This is a genomic window from Streptomyces sp. NPDC048644, from assembly GCF_043199105.1.
Classification (GTDB): Bacteria; Actinomycetota; Actinomycetes; order Streptomycetales; family Streptomycetaceae; genus Streptomyces.
On sequence record NZ_JBICVO010000005.1, the window covers coordinates 485,537 to 501,504 of the forward strand.

Below are 15,968 nucleotides of genomic sequence, written 5' to 3' on the forward strand. Positions count from 1 at the left end.
AAGTCAATGGTGGTAATGGAGATTCCAGAAACGTCGCAGGCCGGCCACCCGGGGCGGACGGCGGACGACGGCCCGCACCCCGCGGACGGCGGCACCGGTCTCACCCGGCTGCGGGCCGCCGTCCGCGACGCCTGGGACGGGCTGACCACGTCCGAGCGTGCCGTCGCCCAGTACCTGGCAGGCGCCGAGGCCGAGCAGCTGCTCTTCGCCAGCGCCCAGGAGCTGGGCGGCGCCAGCGGCACCAGCAACGCCACCGTCGTCCGCGCCCTCCAGCGCATCGGCTACGCGGGCCTGCCCGCGCTCAAGCGCGACCTGGCCGCCGACTTCACCACGTCTGTCGCCCCCGAGGTCCGGCTGCGGCAGCGCATCGCCCACGTCGGCCAGGACCTGCGGGGCATCTGGGACGACGTCTTCAACGAGGCGGAGGAACGCATCGGGCACGCCAGGCGGCTGACCGACACCGCGTCCTTCCAGCGCGCGGTGGCGGCGCTCGCCCCGGCGGGCGAGGTGTTCTGCTACGGCGTCGCGGCGTCCGAACTCGCCGCCCGCCACCTCGCGTTGATGCTCGCCAGGACCGGCCGCCGGGCCCGTTTCCTGGGCGCGACCGGGTTCGCGCTCGCCGACGCGCTGCTCCCGCTGGGCCGCGGCGACGCGGTGGTGGTCTTCCAACCCGGGCGCCCGCTGGACGAGTTCACGGTGCTGGTGGAACGGGCCCGCGCGGTCGGCGCCAAGGTCGTCTTCGTCACCGACGAGCTGGGGGAGACCTTCGGGGGCCGCATCGAGGCGGTGCTGACCGCGCCGCACACCCCCACCGGCATCACCGCCGAATCACTGACCGGCCTGGTCGTCGCGGACGCCCTGCTGCTCGCCCTGACGACGCTCGACGAGACCCGCGCGGTGGAGACCTCACATCAACTCACGGCGCTCCGCGAGCAGTTGCTCGCTCCGCAGCCGAAGTCGCGGGGCCGCAGGGAGACGCCGTAGCGCGCTGCCGCGGCGGGCGGCCCCGTCCCGCGGTCAGGCCGCCTGCGGCTGGACCCGCCCCTTCCGCATGGCCAGGTACAGCGCCACCAGCCAGCCCACGAACGAGGCCCCGAACAGCACGTTGATGACGAGCACCAGCCACCGGTTGTCGATGCGCCGGTAGAACGCGACGTAGGACGGCAGGAAGTAGACCACCAGCACCACTATCCCGAGCAGCACCACTCCCACGGACCCCAGATCTGCCAGCACCACGCACCACTCTCCCGACTCCTGACCGACAACCGGCATCCACCGCTCGCCACAACGGTACCCACCCGCCACACCCGCCCCTTTCCGGTGCACGAGCCCGCGGGAACTGCCCGTGGACGGACGGTGTCCTGACCGGCATGGAAGCGAAATCGGGACGGGCAGGAGCGGCCGGCTGCCTGGTGGCGGCGCTCGCGGCGGGTACCGGGTTCCAGGCGTGGCTCCACGGCGCGCGCCCCGGGCTGCGCGGGGCGTTCGAAGGGGAGCGCGACCTCAGCCTGCTGTACGTCGAGCTGCCCTGCATGCTGCTCGGCCTGCCCGCGCTCACCCTCCTGTCGTGGACGGCGGCCCGTTCCGCCGTCGGCGCACGCCCAGGCCGTGGCGTGCGGGGCGCGGTGTCCGGCGCCGTGGTGCTGCTGACCCTCGGCGCCCTGACCTGGGCCTGCCGGGCGTGGCTCGCCCACCGCGTCGGCTGGGTGTCGCCGGAATCTTGACCTCCGCAGACCGCCGCAGCCCCGGCGCACGCCGCACGCGCCCCGACGTCAGCGATCCGCAAGGGCCGGGGCGCGGGCCGTCAAGGACCCGTCATGACAGGGCCGAAACCGCCGCACGGCGGGGATACCTTCGGTGCCGCGCCACGGGCTGCCTCCCCGCATCCCCGGGCGCACCATCCGTGATCCCCAGGAGACCCCATGTGCCTGTACGAGTACGCCGACGACCCCGAGCCGGAAGAACCGGTCCCGGCCGGACCCCTGTACGTGCCCGTCCGGCCGGGAGGAGCGGGGGTGGCGGTGCGTCTGTTCCGCACCCCGCTGGGCGCCCGTACCGCCGTCGCCTTCACCTGCCCGGAACGCCTGACCGGCACGCTCGGCGCAGGCCAGCCCTGGATCCGGCTCTCAGGACCCGTCCTGCGCGCGATGACCCGGCCGCTCGGCGTGCGGCTGCTGACCGTCGACCCGACGTTCACCGCCGCCCAGGCCGCGCCCGCGCCCGCCGTCCCGTACCGGCCGTCGGCGAACGGCCGGCCCGCGGCCAGGACCGCCTGAAGGGGCCGCACTCCATGACCACAGCAGTCCTCCCCCAACTCCCCGCCGACGCCGACGACCTGTCCGTCTGGCCGGCCTCCACCACCCGGCTCCCGGACGGCGGCCTGGCCGTCGCCGGCGTCTGCCTCACCGAGACGGCCGACCGCTTCGGCACCCCCGCCTACGTCCTGGACGAGGGCGAGATCCGGGCCCGCTGCCGGATGTACCGCGACGCCTTCCCCGACGCCGACGTGCTCTACGCCGCCAAGGCGTTCCTCTCCCGCGCCATGGTGCGCTGGATCGACGAGGAAGGGCTCGGGCTCGACGTGTGCTCGGCCGGTGAACTGGAACTCGCGGTGACGGCCGGCTTCCCGCCGGAGCAGATCGTGCTGCACGGCAACGCCAAGTCGCCCCACGACATCGAGACCGCGCTGCGGCTCGGCGTGGGCCGGATCGTCATCGACAGCCCGTCCGAGATCGCCCGCCTGGCCGCCGCGGTCGGGCCCAAGGGCCACCAGAAGGTGATGGTCCGCGTCGTCCCCGGCATCTCCGCCGGCGGCCACGAGAAGATCCGTACCGGCACCGAAGGGCAGAAGTTCGGCCTGTCCCTCACCGACGGCTCCGCGCAGCACGCCATCGCCCGGATCATGGGCCAGCCGCAGCTCCAACTGACCGGCCTGCACTGCCACATCGGCTCCCAGATCACCAGCGTCAAGCCGTACCTCGCGGCGCTGCGCAGGGTCGTGGGGCTGATGGCCCGCATCCGCGACACGCACGGCGTGGTGCTGCCCGAGCTGGACATGGGCGGCGGCCACGGCATCGCCTACCGGCCCGGCGAGCCCGCACTCGACCTCACGGCGCTGGCCCGCAAGCTGCGCGCCGAACTCATCGAGAGCTGCGCGGCGGCCGGCCTCACCGTGCCCCGCCTGATCATCGAGCCGGGCCGCGCGGTGGCGGGCCCGGCCGGCATCGCGCTGTACCGGGTGCTGGCCGTCAAGCGCACCGGCGGCCGGGTGTTCGTCGCGGTCGACGGCGGGATGAGCGACAACCCGCGCCCCGCGCTCTACGGGGTGCGCTACGCGCCGCGTCTGATCGGCCGCCGCCCGGACGCCGCGACGTGCCAGGCGACGGTCGTCGGGCGGCACTGCGAGGCGGGCGACGTCCTGGCCGCCGACGTGCCGCTGCCCGCCGACGTCCGGCCTGGCGACCTGCTGGCGGTGCCGGTGGCCGGCGCGTACCAGCTGTCGATGGCCTCGGGCTACAACCTGGTGGGCCGGCCCCCGGTGGTGGCCGTCCACAACGGCAGGGCCCGGCTGCTCATGCGGCGCGAGTCGCTGGACGACTTCCGCAGCCGGGACGTGGGGTTCTAGCGCAGCCGAAGCGTCGGCCTTCCAGGCCGCGCCATGGGTGTCCGGCGGTCGTGACGGGCCGCCGGACACCCACGCGACTCCCTTACGACCTGGGGAGCAATAGTCCTCGGCGTCGCGGCGTCCGGCACGGCCGCTCCTTCTTCCGAGGACTATTGCTCCCCAGGTCGTTACGGCTGACGGGCGTCCGCCTCCGGCGCCCCGCCCGCCCGCACCGCCGCCAGCGCCGCCGCCTCGACGCGCTCCGCGAGCGGGTGGGCTCCCCGGGCGGGCAGGACGAGGGTGAAGGGGACCGGGGGCGCGTCCGCGAGGGGGACGTAGGCGACGGAGGGGTGGCCGTATTCCCTCGCGCAGTGCGGGGCCACCCCTATTCCGCGGCCCGCCGCTATCGCCGCCAGCCACTCGTCGAAGTTCCGGTATTCGTGGGCGATTTCGGGGCGCTCGCCGTCCGGCCACAGATGCGTGCCGACCGTCCCCGTTCCTTCGCGGCCGATGACCATGAGGGGATGGCCGGCGATTTCGGCCCAGCGCAGCCGGCGGCGGCGGGCGAGCGGGCCGCTGCGGGGGACGACGGCGATGCGGGGTTCCTCGAAGAGTTCGACGGTGCGCAGGGACGGGTGCGAGACCGTGCCGTGAATGACGGCGGCGTCCACGAGGCCCCGGTCCACCCCGGCCAGGAATTCGTCCCTGCGCAGCAAGTCGATGCCGATCCCGATGCTGCGCTCCACGGCCGGCAGCACGGACCGGAGCCATTGGGGCGGCAGCAGCCAGGGAAATCCGAGACGGAATTCCGCGGCGCCGCCCGCTGACTGGAGCGCGGCGTCGAGCTGCCCCAGCGCCCCGGCGAGATCCCCGTACAGCCGCCGTCCGACCGCGGTCAGGGACACGCTCCTCGTGGTCCGCTCGACGAGCCGTACGCCCAGGTCACGCTCCAGCGAGGCGACCATGCGCGACAGCGTCGGCTGGGACACCCGGCAGCGCGCGGCGGCGACGGAGAAGTGCTCTTCCTCGGCCAGCGCGAAAAAGCCGCGCAGCACCCGCAGTTCGACGTGTTCGAGATTCATACACACCGAGCATAAATGGCGTCCGTTCCGTATTTCTCCCGCCTCTCGATGCGGCCTAGCGTCGTTGTCACGCCCCGGCCGGACGTGTTCTCCAGATCTCGACGTGTTCTCCAGATCTCCCGTAAAACCCGGAAAGAAGTGTGACGGCAATGCGCATCGACGACATCAAGCAGGTAACGGCCACTCCCCTGTCGAGCCCGGCGTTCCCGCCCGGCCCCTACCGTGCCGTCAACCGCGAGTACCTGCACATCACTTACCGGACCGACCCCGACGCGCTGCGCGCCGTCGTCCCCGAGCCGCTCGCCGTCGACCCCGCCAACCCCCTCGTGAAGTTCGAGGTGATGCGGACACCCGACACCTCGGGGATGGGCGACTTCACCGAGTGCGGCCAGGTCATTCCGGTGACGTACGAAGGAAAGCCGGGCGCGTACCTGCACGCCCTCTACCTGGACAACGCCCCGGCCATCGCGCTGGGCCGGGAGACCGCCGCGTACCCGAAGAAGGCCGGCTCGCCGCGCCTCTTCGTCGACAACGACACGCTGGTCGGCAGCCTGGACTACGGCACGCTGCCGGTCGCCACCGCGACCATGGGCTACAAGCACCGCCCGCTCAACCTCGACACCGTGCGGGCGGGCATGAGCGGCCCCACCTACATGCTCAAGGTGCTGCCCCACTACGACGGCGGCCAGCGCATCTGCGAGCTGCTGCGCATCCGGCTGACCGACTTCACCGTGCGCGGCGCCTGGACCGCCCCCGCCCGCCTCCAGCTCTTCGAGCACGTCTCGGCTCCGCTGGCCGACCTCCCCGTACGCGAGGTGGTCTCGGCCGACCACATCCTCGCCGACGTCACCATCCCGGTCCCCGAGGTCGCCCACGACTATCTGGCCTGAGCGGGCCGATGCCTCTCGCGCCGGTCCGCCCGCGGCGGCGGCCGGCGCGAACAGCGGTACCACAGAAGGAGGAAGACCATGAGCAAGATCGCCTTCATCGGCCTTGGCGTCATGGGCGCGCCGATGGCCGCCAACCTCGTCGCGGCGGGCCACCGGGTGACCGGCGTCGATCCCGTACCCGCCGCGCGGCAGCGCCTGGTGGACGCGGGCGGCGCGGCGGCCGAGCGGATCGGCGACGCCGTACGGAACGCGGATGCCGTCCTGACCATGCTCCCCGACTCACCGGTCGTCGAAGAGGTGTGGCTCGGCGCGGACGGCGTGCTCGCCCACACCCGCCCCGGCACCCTGCTCATCGACATGAGCACCATCGCCCCGCAGACCAGCCGCAAGGTCGCACGGGCCGCCCGCGCGGCGGGACTTCGCCCCCTGGACGCCCCGGTGAGCGGCGGCGAACCGGGCGCGGTGGCCGGCACCCTGTCCATCATGGCGGGCGGCGAAGCGGCCGACTTCGCCGCCGCCGAGCCGCTGCTGTCCGCCCTGGGGTCGGTCATCACCCACCTCGGCTCCGACGGCGCGGGCCAGCTCGTCAAGGCCACCAACCAACTCCTGCACGGCGGCATCATCACCCTCGTCTCCGAGGCGATCGTGGTCATCGAAGCGGCGGGGGTGGACGGCACCAAGGGCCTGCGGGTCCTGGCCAACGGCTGGGGCGCCAACCGGATCCTGGACCACAAGGCCGCCTCCATGCTGGCCCGCGACTTCACCCCCGGCTTCCGCATCGACCTGCACCACAAGGACATGGGCATACTCGGCCAGGCGGCCCGCGAACTGGGTGTCAGCCTGCCGATGACCGGCCTGGTCACCCAACTCATCGCCGCCGCCCGCGCCCAGGGCCTCGGCGCCCTGGACCACACGTCCCTGCTGACGGTGGTCGAAGGACTCAACGGACGTCCGAGCGGGGGACGGGACGGCGAGCTCGCGGCGGGGTCACGGCGTAGCGGAACCCGCTGACGGCCCGGCCCTCCGCCGCCCGTCCCTCCCCAAGGGGCAGCCCAGTTCAGCACGCATACGGTTCGGCGAGCAGGTCACCACTCCCAGCGACAGGAACAGCGGGCGTCCGAGGTAGAAGCCGTACACCACGTCCTGCCCGCGGGCGAGCCGGTCGGTGGCCGCGGCGACCTTCAGCGAGAGACGGACGGCCTCGCGGTCCTGCTCCGACGCGAACCTGGCGGCGTGGGTGGCAAGTTGACCGGCGAGCCAGGCCGTGGCGCCCTCCGGGTCCTGCCAGGTCCCCGGATGGTCGTGGCCGGCTTGGTGAGCCACAGCGCGACCTCGATCGGCGGCACCTCGCTCGTACGCCACTCCGCCGCGGCCCGCCGGTACCGCTCGATCAGGTCCGGCGGGCTCGTCGCCGCCGGTTCCGTCGCGGGCGGCGGCCTCCGGATGCCCTCGCGGTCGAAATGGACGCCGTCCGCCCCGCCGCCCTCCGCCCCGTACGACTTCGCCCCTCGCTCCGGGAGCCGCTTCGGCCCCACCCAGAGATACCCATGGTGATGCAACGTGCCGCCCTTTCCGACGAACGGGCGACCGTCAGGCCGAGAGCCCGAAACGAGCCGGGTCGATACCGGCCGCCTCCAGCTCCTCCGTGGTGAACCGCAGCGGTTCGGCCCCGGGCCGCTTGCTGTCCGCGACGGCCCACACTCCGGGGCGGATACGGCCGAGCGTGACGCAGGATTCACCGTCGGGGTGCGTATTGCCGCCGCACGCCCTGACGAATTCCACTCCGTCGAGCGGCAGCACATACAGGTCGTTCTCGCGCATGACGAACCTTCCTCATTCCTCGGAGGACGAGTTTTCCCGGTTCATCTTCCGCCCGAATCCGGCCCGCTCCGACCGCTTTCCTGTTCCCGCAAGAAGTCGTCCCGGATGCCTTCAATCATGATGCGCATGGCATCACCGGAAACCGCCACCCGCTCGAACCCCTCGAACTTGCGGACGTAGATTTCCACATCCCTGGGGTCCGTCACCGTCATCTTCGCGTGCATCGTTTCCACCGCCACCATGCGCTCGTCGTGGATCACGAAGGAATGGCTCGGCACGTCGTGCTGTTGCACCCCGAGAGGGACGACCCGAATGTCCACGTGGGCGAGTCGTGAAATCGAAATGATGCGATCCAATTGCGCAGCCATCATTTGAGGGGGCACCAAGCGCCAGCGCAGGACAGGCTCGGTGACGATGAAGCGCAGCACCTTGCCCGCGTCGTAGAGAACTTCCTGCCGTTCCAACCGGCCACTGATGGTACGCAGAAGGGAATCTTCGGACAGCCCGTGGCGCGAGAGAACGCACCGGACATACTCCGGCGTTTGCAACAGTCCCGGGACAAGTGCGGGCTGGAAAAGCCGTAACGTGGACATCTGCGCTTCGAGAGCCCTCGTCGCCTGCTGCGACTTATGAATGCCCGATCGTTTCAGCAGGCGCCACGCAACGGCCTCCGTGGTCGCCTCGCGCGAGGCTTCTATGTATTCAACCTTGACCGCGTCCGATACGCCGATGGCCGTCAGGATGCGCGCGACGTCCTGAGGGCTGGGGATCAGCCTGCCGTTCTCGATCTTCGACAGCTTGGACGGCGACATGACTGCGCCGCGGGCCACGGCCTTGGCCTCCTTCTCGGACGCCTTTCGCAGTGCCCGCAGCGCCGCCCCGAGCTGTGCACGATTCACTGGCCGTGCTTTGCCCACCAGTCAGGGAAGGGCTCGGCGAGAGCCAACGCCTTCTCCCGGTACGCGATGAATTCCTGCGCCCTGTCGGCCGGCAACTCTTCCGGCCCCAAGAAGCCCCCCTCGTCGTCGTAGTTCAACATGGCGACCAACTCGGAGTCGAAGAGCCAGAAGTCCGGCACACCTTCGAACGGGTTCGGCTGCTCCGTGGTGTCGAGGATGAAGAATTCTTCCCCGCCGGTCATGTTCTTCCAGTATGCCCAGCCGAGTTCATACTGGAGGTACGGCGTCAGCGGCCGGGAAAGGACATGCACGCGGTAAATCCTCTTGCCGCCGGCAGAGCGCTTGCGGAGCTCCGCCACCCAGCGCTCGTTGTAGTTCTCCGGCTGCGGCTTCCCCGCCAGAAACGTCTGGAACGCTTCGGTGTTCCCCGACTTGCCGTAGTCGTCGAGCATTTCGAGCCTGAACGCTTCCCGCCCGAAGCTCTCGAAGTACTCCCCCAGCGTCCTAGATGAGCTTGCCACGGATCGCCTTCCTGATGAGTTCCACGGGGATCTCCACGAGGGTTTCATGGCCGGGAATTTCCAGGCCATGGTCAGTCGGCGTCTCCCCCTGCACCAAAAACGTCCCCCGGTCGGTGGCGTACAGGGTGGGACAGTTGTCGTAATCGCACGTGCTGACCAGTTTGGTGAGCTGCATGGTCATACTTACCCCCACTTCGCACGACGCCGATGCGTCGCGTCCAGGTCGATCCTTGCGGTCCTCCAACAGAGGGTCAAGCAGGGATTGTTGAGAGAACGGGAAACCGACTTGCGGGTCATTTCTATACGCCAAGACCCCCGTGGCCGCAGCCGATCGGGGGTCCTTCGCGTCGCTCGGGGATTGCCTACGCGCTGAGCCCGTCGGCCTTGACCGCCGTGACGAAGTGGTGCCAGGCGGCTGCCGGGATCATGAGCGCCGGGCCGCCCGGGGCCGCCTTGGAGTCGCGGACGGGGACGAGGCCGGGGAGGTTGTCGGCGACCTCGATGCACTCGCCGCCATCACCGTTGCTGTAGCTGCTCTTGCGCCAGTGGGCGTCCCCGAGGAACCCCTCGGCCACCTCGATGCAGTCGCCGCCGTCGCCGTTGCTGTAGCTGCTCTTACGCCAGTAGGCCGCGCTCAAGTCAGTTCCTTTGCTTGCCATTTCGGAAATCCTCTGCCGCTTCGTCGATCATGGCGAGGGACGCCTCCGGAGACAGCGCGGCGGCCCTGAGCCGATCGTATGCCTTGCGGTACTGCTTCACGAGGGCCGGATCGTCGATGATCTGGCCGTGATAGGGCCCCTCCGCGTAGACCAACTGCGGTGCGTCATCGAACTCCATGAACATGAGCGACAACTCCGTAAAGGGCCGGGTCGCTGCATTCCACGGGAGGGCTTGTGTCACCACCCTGCCGGAGCGCGCCAAGTCAGCGATGCGGACCAGCTGTTCGGCCATTTCAGATGGTGCCAGCAGCGGGTCAGGGTCTCGCACCAGGGATGCGTGCAGGATGACCCAGTACTCCGGCTTCTTCGGATTGTCGAAGAGTTCCGCTCGCTGCAACCTGGCGCGCACCTTGGCCTCGACCTCTTCCGGCAGGTCCAGCGGATGAGTGGCCCTGATGACCGCGCGGGCGTACGCCTCGGTCTGGAGCAGGCCGGGGATAAGCGCGTTGCTCCATCGCTCGATGGTCCGCGCCCGCTTCTCCGAATCAGCTATGGCCGCGAAGTACTCCGCGTGCGCACCCTGGCGCGCCTTCCGTACGTCCTCGCAGCGTCGTTCGAAGAAGCCGTCCGTCTCCAGGAAACGGTCGACGTGGCGGGCGAGTTCCAGCGGCATGCGGCGGGTGCCGCGTTCGATCTCGCTGAGGTAGCTCGGGGCGAAGAAGCTGCCTTCGACGGTCTCCTGAAGGGTGCGGCCCGCCCTCTCCCGCTTCCAGCGCAACTCCTTGCCGTAGAAGGCGGGGACGCTGGATGACCCGTCAATGTTCTTAGGTGCAGGCATGGTTCACCGTTCCACGGTATGCGCAGTGGGGCCCGATTCCCTTCCCACGCTACTCCGCGTGACGGCACGCTGTGAGCGGTTCGTCACGATGCGCACAGGAAGGTGTCTGCCATGTCCGAGCACCACAACCGTCCCTCCCCCGACCCCGATGACGTGCAGGAGTGCGCCGAGGCGCTACGGGGTGCGCTGGGGGCGCACGGGATCACTCTGCCGTCGCTCGGAATCGATCTGCCGGCGTTCGCGGGGGCCTATCACGCGCCGCTCGTCGCGCTCGGTAACTGCAATGCGGCGACGGCGCTGCGGCTGGCCGATGCGCTGCGGAAGGCCGCGGCGCGGTGAGGACGACGCTGGTCATCGAGCTGCTCGCGGTTCCGGGGGCGGTGCGGGGCGTGCGGCGGGTGCTGCGTCGGTACCTCGGGGACGCGGGCGGGACGGCGCAGTTGTGCGTGAGTGAGCTGCTGAGCAACGTGATTGTGCATGTCGGGGAGGGGGCGCCGGTCACGGTGCGGGTGCGTGGGGAGGGGGACGGGCGGATCCGGATCGAGGTGGCGGATCCGGATCCGTACGGGGTGCCGGTGCGGCGGTCGGCCGCGCGGGACGAGGAGGGTGGGCGCGGGATAGCGCTGCTGGAGGCCGTATCGCTGGGGTGGGGGGTGTGGCCTGCGGACGGGGGCAAGACCGTGTGGTGCGAGGTCGCGGAGGCGGCGGCGTGCCCGGACGGTGCGAAGCCCCCGTGCCACCTCCCCCACAGAGGTGACACGGGGCTTCCAGTCTGACGCGCCGCGGGGCCTGGCTCCAGAGGAGACGACGGGTTTCTTACGCCGGAGTCAGGTGCGGTGCGGGACGAGTGGGGCCGGTGGGGCCCGTGCGGTCCGTGGGCGGTGTCAGCGGGACGCGTAGAGGGCCTCGATCTCCGCGGCGTAGTCGCGGGTGACGGCGGCCCTGCGGATCTTGAGCGACGGGGTGAGGTGGCCGGACCGTTCGGTGAACTCCTTGGGGAGTACGGCGAAGCGGCGGATCGACTCGGCGCGCGAGACCAGTTCGTTCGCGTCGTCGACGGCGTGCTGGAGGTCGGCGCGCAGCCGGTCGTCGTGGATCAGTTCGGCGAGCGGGACGTCCTGCTTCTTCTTCATCTGGCGCCAGTGCGCGAGGCCGTCGGGCTCCAGGGTGATCAGGGCGGTGATGTACGCGCGGTCGTCGCCGATGACCAGGCACTGGCCGACCAGCGGGTGGGCCCGCAGGCGGTCCTCCAGGGGCGCGGGGGCGACGTTCTTGCCGCCGGACGTCACGATGATCTCCTTCTTGCGGCCGGTGATGGTGAGGTAGCCGTCCGCGTCGAGGGCGCCGAGGTCGCCGGTGGCGAACCAGCCGCGGTCGGTGACCGGCACGGCCGCCGCCCGGGACGCGTCCCAGTAGCCGGCGCACACCTGGCCGCCGCGCAGCAGCACCTCGCCGTCGTCGGCGATCCGCACCCCGGTGCCGGGCAGCGGCCAGCCGACGGTGCCGATGCGGGGGCGCAGCGGCGGGGTGACGGTCGCCGCCGCGGTGGTCTCCGTCAGGCCGTAGCCCTCGAAGATCTCGATGCCGGCGCCGGAGTAGAAACCGGCGAGGCGGCGGCCCAGCGGGGAGCCGCCGCAGATCACGTGGCGGACCCGGCCGCCGAGTGCGGCCCGGATGCGGCGGTAGACCAGCGGGTCGTAGAGCTTGCGGGCCGCCCGCAGGCCGGGTCCTGGGCCCTTGCCCGTGCCGTGTTCCTGGGCCTCGACCGCCTCGCCGTACGCACGGGCGATGCGGGTGGCGCGGTCGAAGGAGGCGGCGCGGCCCATCTTCTCGGCGGTGGCGCGGCCGGTGTTGAAGACCTTCTCCAGGACGTACGGGACGGCGAGCAGGAACGTCGGCCGGAAGCCCGCCAGGTCGGCGAGGAGGTCGTCGGTCTGGATGCTGGGGGCGTGGCCGAGGCGGACCCGGGCGCGCAGGCAGCCGATGGCGACCATCCGGCCGAAGACGTGCGCCAGCGGGAGGAAGAGGAGGGTGGACGCCGGGTCCTTGCTGACCGACGTGAACACCGGGTGCAGCAGTTCCACGGCGTTGTCGACCTCGGCGAAGAAGTTCGCGTGGGTGAGGACGCAGCCCTTGGGGCGTCCGGTGGTGCCCGAGGTGTAGATGAGGGTCGCGATGGCGTCGGGGGCGACGGCCGCGCGCCGCTCGTCGACCGCGGAGTCCGGGAGGTCGCGGCCCGCGGAGACGAGCTGGGACACGGCGCCGGTGTCGAACTGCCACAGGTTCGCGAGTCCTGGCAGGCCGGTGCGGATGCCACTGATCAGGCGGGCCTGTTCGACGTTCTCGACCGCGCAGGCGGTGGCGCCGGAGTCGTGCAGGATCCACTGCGTCTGGAGGGCTGACGAGGTGGGGTAGACGGGGACGGTGACCAGCCCTGCGGCCCAGGCCGCGAAGTCGACGAGGGTCCACTCGTAAGTGGTGCGGGCCATGATCGCGAGGCGGTCGCCGGGGCGCAGGCCGTGCGCGACCAGGCCCTTGGCGACGGCGCGCACCTCGGTGGCGAACTCGGCGCAGGTCACGTCGTGCCAGGTGGCGCCGGTGCTGGGCCGCTTGCGGGCGAGCGCCACGTCGTCGGGGGAATCGGCGGCGTTGGCGAACGGGAGGTCGCCGAGTGAGCCGTGGGTGAGGGGCGGGGCCAGCGGGGGGACGGTGACCTCGCGGACGGTGCCGTCCCTGACCGTCTTCTGCGGGGCGACGAGCGGGGGTTGGGGCGGTGCACTTTCCTGGGTGGTCACCAGCGGCTCCTCGTCTGGGGTGGGTGCGGTCGCCTCGGGGGTGGGGTGGGGTGGGGTGCGGTGGTGCGGTGGTGCGGGCGCGTTCGCCGGGCGGGGGTGGTGGGGGGGGGGGGGGGGGGGGGGGGGGGGGGGGGGGGGGGGGGGGGGGGGGGGGGGGGGGGGGCGGGGGGGGGGTGGGGGGTCGGAGGGGCCGTACCGGGGTGTCTCCTCGACGCATGTGCCCTCGGGTACGTGTCGACGGCACCCCGGCGTTGGCACCTGTCGCTGCGGGGAGCACCCCGGTACGGCCCCTCCGACCCACTCGGTCTCGATGGCGGCTGCGGGGCGGTGGGCCTGCTCCTGTGCGGAGTTGCTGCCGGGGATGGGACGTGCAGGGCGTGCGGGGCGTCCGGGGTGCGGTTGCTCGCCTTGGCCCCAACTCGTTGTGGTGCGCGGCCGGTTGCGGGATCCTGAGGTTCGTTCTCGACCAACTCCTGACCCGACAGTAACCTTACTTCCTGGTAAATTTACGCGAGGACCAGGAGTTGGCCAATGCCCGATCGCTACCTTCGTCTGAGCAATTCCGGGGCCGGTCGCTTCCTCGCTCGTCGGGTCGGGCTGCCGCAGCCGGTCCCACTGCGGCGCTGGGAACCCGGGCGCACCGCTCTGGACGGGCCCGTCCTGCGGCTGACGGCGGGCACATCGGCCGCCAACCCCGCCGCCGTACTCGCTCGCACCGGCCTCACCGTCCACACCAGCCCCAAGACCGGTGCAGCCGACGCCCGTTACGCCGGTGTCGTGCTCGACGCCACGGGAGTCGACGGCCTGGACGGCCTGCGCGCGGTGCACGGTGCGCTGCATCCGGCCATGCGGGCGCTCGCCGACGACGCCAGGCTCGTGGTGCTGGGCAGCGCGCCCGATCCGCTCGACCACCATCAGGCCGCGGCGCAGCAGGGGCTGGAGGGGTTCGTGCGGTCGCTGGGGAAGGAGGCCGGGCGGGCGCGTACCGCCCAACTCGTGCGCGTGGCACCGGGGTCGGCCGATGCCGCCGAGTCCACGCTGCGGTTTCTGCTCTCGCCGCGGTCCGCGTTCGTCAGCGGTCAGGTGATCACGGTCGGCGCCGGCGGTGCCGTCGTGCCGGACGACTGGGAACGGCCGCTGGCCGGCCTTACGGCCCTGGTCACCGGGGCCGCGCGGGGCATCGGCGAGGCGGTCGCCGAGACACTGGCGCGGGACGGCGCCCGGGTCGTCTGCCTGGATGTGCCGCGGGCCGCCGGCGACCTGGAGGCCGTCGCCGCCCGGCTCGGCGGCAGCGCACTCCCGCTGGACATCAGCGCCGACGACGCGGGCGCGGTGATCGCGGGGGCCCTGCCGCCCGACGGCCTCGACATCCTCGTCCACAACGCCGGCATCACCCGCGACCGGCGGCTCGCCAACATGACCGAAGAGCGCTGGAGTTCCGTGCTGGACGTCAACCTCGGCGCCGTGCTGCGCACCACCGACCACCTGCTGTCGGCGGGCGCGCTGCGGCGCGGCACCGGCCGCATCATCGGCACCGCGTCCATCGCCGGCATCGCGGGCAACACCGGACAGACCAACTACGCCACCGCCAAGGCCGGCATCATCGGCCTGGTGCGCTCGCTGGCCCCGCGCGCGGCGGCCGAACACGGCGTCACCGTCAACGCCGTGGCCCCGGGCTTCATCGAGACGAAGATGACCGCCGCGGTCCCGCTGTTCATCCGGGAGGCCGGCCGCCGGATGAGTTCGCTCGGGCAGGGCGGGCAGCCGGTCGACGTCGCCGAGACCATCGCCTGGCTGGCGAGCCCCGCCTCGTCCGCGGTCAACGGCCAGACCGTGCGGGTCTGCGGCCAGAGCCTGCTGGGTGCCTGATGGCCGCCGCCCGGCCGACGGCCACCGTCCTGCGCCGCGCGCCCCGGTTGATGCCCGCGCTCGGCAAGGGCGTCCTGACCGGCATCGGCAAGCGACCGCGCCCGGACGCCACGCTGCCCGGCGCCCGGCTCGTACAGCCCGCCGTACGGGCCGACCCCGCGAAGGTCGCCGCGTACGCGCAGGTCTGCGGCTTCCGGGCCGACGGCACGCTGCCGGTCACCTACCCGCACATCACCGGATTCCCGCTGGCCGCCCGGCTGATGAGCGCCCGCCGCTTCCCGCTGCCGCTGCTGGGACTCGTCCACACCGGCATCGAGATCCGGCAGTGGGACACGTTGCGGGTCACGGACGCACTCGAACTCACCGTGTATGCCGAGGAGTTGCGGGCGCACCGGCGCGGGACGGAAGCGGTACTGATCACCGAGGCGCGCCGCGACGGCGTGCTCGTGTGGTGCGACCGGAGCAGCTATCTGGCGCGGCACCGCGTCCCGGAAGCCCACCGGGCCACGGTGGAGACGGCCGACGGTGACGGTGCGCGGCCCGCGGGGCCGCCGCCGCACACCACCTGGCAGTTGGCCGCCGACCTCGGCCGCCGGCACGCCGCGGTCTCCGGCGACTACAACCCGATCCACCTCCACCCGCTCACCGCCCGGCCACTCGGCTTCCCGCGCGCCATCGCGCACGGCATGTGGACGTTCGCCCGCTGCGCCGCCGATGCCGTACCGCCGGGCGCGGGCCCGCTCCGCATCGGCGCGGAATTCCGCGCTCCGGTGCTGCTCCCGGCCACGGTGTCCTACGGGCGGCGGGACGTGGCCGGTAGCGGTAGCGGAGGTGGTAGCGGTACCGGCGGCGGTTGTGTCTTCCAGTTGAGCGGTGACGGGGCGGGCGGCGGGGGTGCGGGGCGCGTCCACCTCGACGGGTGGCTGGAGGTGGGGCGCTGAGAGGTGGGGTGGGCCCTTGCAGGCCGGGCAAGCCGGGCGGATCGGGCAG

The 15,968-nt window shown here is 71.9% G+C and carries 19 protein-coding genes and 1 pseudogene; 10 read left to right on the forward strand and 10 right to left on the reverse strand.

The window, feature by feature from the left end:
- The first annotated feature begins 6 nt into the window (after positions 1-6).
- Positions 7-984: a MurR/RpiR family transcriptional regulator gene (locus ACGFNI_RS14685; RefSeq protein WP_393683739.1), complete on the forward strand. Its 978-nt coding sequence runs from the start codon at positions 7-9 to the stop codon at positions 982-984.
- A 33-nt stretch (positions 985-1,017) separates the two neighbouring features.
- On the opposite strand, the gene ACGFNI_RS14690 is transcribed toward ACGFNI_RS14685, so the two are convergent.
- Positions 1,018-1,236, reverse strand: a complete 219-nt coding sequence (locus tag ACGFNI_RS14690; RefSeq protein ID WP_393683741.1) for a superinfection immunity protein — start codon at positions 1,234-1,236, stop codon at positions 1,018-1,020.
- Between the two features lie 134 nt (positions 1,237-1,370).
- Here ACGFNI_RS14690 and ACGFNI_RS14695 point away from each other — a divergent pair, with 134 nt between their 5' ends.
- The 3 genes from ACGFNI_RS14695 to lysA all read left to right on the forward strand — a co-directional run bounded on the left by ACGFNI_RS14695 (position 1,371) and on the right by lysA (position 3,625).
- Positions 1,371-1,724: a hypothetical protein gene (locus ACGFNI_RS14695; RefSeq protein WP_393683742.1), complete on the forward strand. Its 354-nt coding sequence runs from the start codon at positions 1,371-1,373 to the stop codon at positions 1,722-1,724.
- Between the two features lie 198 nt (positions 1,725-1,922).
- A complete protein-coding gene (locus ACGFNI_RS14700; RefSeq protein ID WP_393683744.1) occupies positions 1,923-2,276 on the forward strand; it encodes an SAV_915 family protein in 354 nt (117 codons plus the stop codon).
- Between the two features lie 14 nt (positions 2,277-2,290).
- Complete coding sequence (gene lysA / locus ACGFNI_RS14705; protein ID WP_393683746.1) at positions 2,291-3,625, forward strand: diaminopimelate decarboxylase; 1,335 nt, start codon at positions 2,291-2,293, stop codon at positions 3,623-3,625.
- A 167-nt stretch (positions 3,626-3,792) separates the two neighbouring features.
- Here the strand turns inward: lysA and ACGFNI_RS14710 are convergent, their stop codons facing one another.
- Complete coding sequence (locus ACGFNI_RS14710) at positions 3,793-4,686, reverse strand: LysR family transcriptional regulator (RefSeq protein ID WP_393683748.1); 894 nt, start codon at positions 4,684-4,686, stop codon at positions 3,793-3,795.
- 149 nt (positions 4,687-4,835) lie between these two features.
- Between ACGFNI_RS14710 and ACGFNI_RS14715 the strand changes: the two genes are divergently transcribed.
- Together ACGFNI_RS14715 and ACGFNI_RS14720 are read left to right on the forward strand one after the other, a co-directional pair.
- Complete coding sequence (locus tag ACGFNI_RS14715; RefSeq protein ID WP_393683750.1) at positions 4,836-5,576, forward strand: acetoacetate decarboxylase; 741 nt, start codon at positions 4,836-4,838, stop codon at positions 5,574-5,576.
- Between the two features lie 42 nt (positions 5,577-5,618).
- A pseudogene (locus ACGFNI_RS14720) lies at positions 5,619-6,587 on the forward strand (NAD(P)-dependent oxidoreductase); the annotation flags it as partial.
- Here ACGFNI_RS14720 and ACGFNI_RS14725 read toward each other — a convergent pair.
- From ACGFNI_RS14725 to ACGFNI_RS14755, 7 genes are all read right to left on the reverse strand, one after another.
- Entirely contained in the window at positions 6,564-6,899 is a 336-nt protein-coding gene (locus ACGFNI_RS14725; protein WP_393683751.1) for a hypothetical protein, read from the reverse strand. The pseudogene ACGFNI_RS14720 and the gene ACGFNI_RS14725 overlap by 24 nt on opposite strands.
- A gap of 267 nt (positions 6,900-7,166) precedes the next feature.
- Entirely contained in the window at positions 7,167-7,397 is a 231-nt protein-coding gene (locus ACGFNI_RS14730) for a DUF397 domain-containing protein (RefSeq protein WP_393683753.1), read from the reverse strand.
- 41 nt (positions 7,398-7,438) lie between these two features.
- Positions 7,439-8,296, reverse strand: coding sequence for a helix-turn-helix domain-containing protein (locus ACGFNI_RS14735; protein WP_393683754.1), 858 nt, complete (start codon positions 8,294-8,296; stop codon positions 7,439-7,441).
- On the reverse strand, positions 8,293-8,817 hold the full coding sequence (locus tag ACGFNI_RS14740; protein WP_393683756.1) for a DUF6879 family protein: 525 nt from the start codon (positions 8,815-8,817) through the stop codon (positions 8,293-8,295). Before ACGFNI_RS14740 ends, ACGFNI_RS14735 begins: the two co-directional genes overlap by 4 nt.
- On the reverse strand, positions 8,801-8,992 hold the full coding sequence (locus ACGFNI_RS14745; protein ID WP_393683902.1) for a hypothetical protein: 192 nt from the start codon (positions 8,990-8,992) through the stop codon (positions 8,801-8,803). The genes ACGFNI_RS14740 and ACGFNI_RS14745 overlap by 17 nt, the downstream gene beginning before the upstream one ends.
- A gap of 187 nt (positions 8,993-9,179) precedes the next feature.
- Positions 9,180-9,476 (reverse strand): DUF397 domain-containing protein, encoded by a 297-nt coding sequence (locus tag ACGFNI_RS14750; RefSeq protein WP_393683757.1) that lies wholly within the window; start codon positions 9,474-9,476, stop codon positions 9,180-9,182.
- Positions 9,457-10,314 (reverse strand): helix-turn-helix domain-containing protein, encoded by an 858-nt coding sequence (locus tag ACGFNI_RS14755; RefSeq protein ID WP_393683758.1) that lies wholly within the window; start codon positions 10,312-10,314, stop codon positions 9,457-9,459. Before ACGFNI_RS14755 ends, ACGFNI_RS14750 begins: the two co-directional genes overlap by 20 nt.
- Positions 10,315-10,425: 111 nt before the next feature.
- Here ACGFNI_RS14755 and ACGFNI_RS14760 point away from each other — a divergent pair, with 111 nt between their 5' ends.
- Both ACGFNI_RS14760 and ACGFNI_RS14765 read left to right on the forward strand, forming a co-directional pair.
- The gene (locus ACGFNI_RS14760) at positions 10,426-10,653 is read left to right on the forward strand and encodes a hypothetical protein (RefSeq protein ID WP_393683760.1); all 228 of its coding nucleotides are present in this window, start codon (positions 10,426-10,428) and stop codon (positions 10,651-10,653) included.
- The gene (locus tag ACGFNI_RS14765; protein WP_393683761.1) at positions 10,650-11,090 is read left to right on the forward strand and encodes an ATP-binding protein; all 441 of its coding nucleotides are present in this window, start codon (positions 10,650-10,652) and stop codon (positions 11,088-11,090) included. Before ACGFNI_RS14760 ends, ACGFNI_RS14765 begins: the two co-directional genes overlap by 4 nt.
- 108 nt (positions 11,091-11,198) lie before the next feature.
- Here the strand turns inward: ACGFNI_RS14765 and ACGFNI_RS14770 are convergent, their stop codons facing one another.
- Complete coding sequence (locus ACGFNI_RS14770) at positions 11,199-13,112, reverse strand: AMP-dependent synthetase/ligase (protein ID WP_393683904.1); 1,914 nt, start codon at positions 13,110-13,112, stop codon at positions 11,199-11,201.
- A 528-nt stretch (positions 13,113-13,640) separates the two neighbouring features.
- Here ACGFNI_RS14770 and ACGFNI_RS14775 point away from each other — a divergent pair.
- On the forward strand, positions 13,641-14,978 hold the full coding sequence (locus ACGFNI_RS14775; protein ID WP_393683763.1) for a 3-oxoacyl-ACP reductase: 1,338 nt from the start codon (positions 13,641-13,643) through the stop codon (positions 14,976-14,978).
- Positions 14,978-15,919, forward strand: a complete 942-nt coding sequence (locus ACGFNI_RS14780; protein WP_393683764.1) for a MaoC family dehydratase — start codon at positions 14,978-14,980, stop codon at positions 15,917-15,919. The genes ACGFNI_RS14775 and ACGFNI_RS14780 overlap by 1 nt, the downstream gene beginning before the upstream one ends.
- The last annotated feature ends 49 nt before the right edge of the window (positions 15,920-15,968 follow it).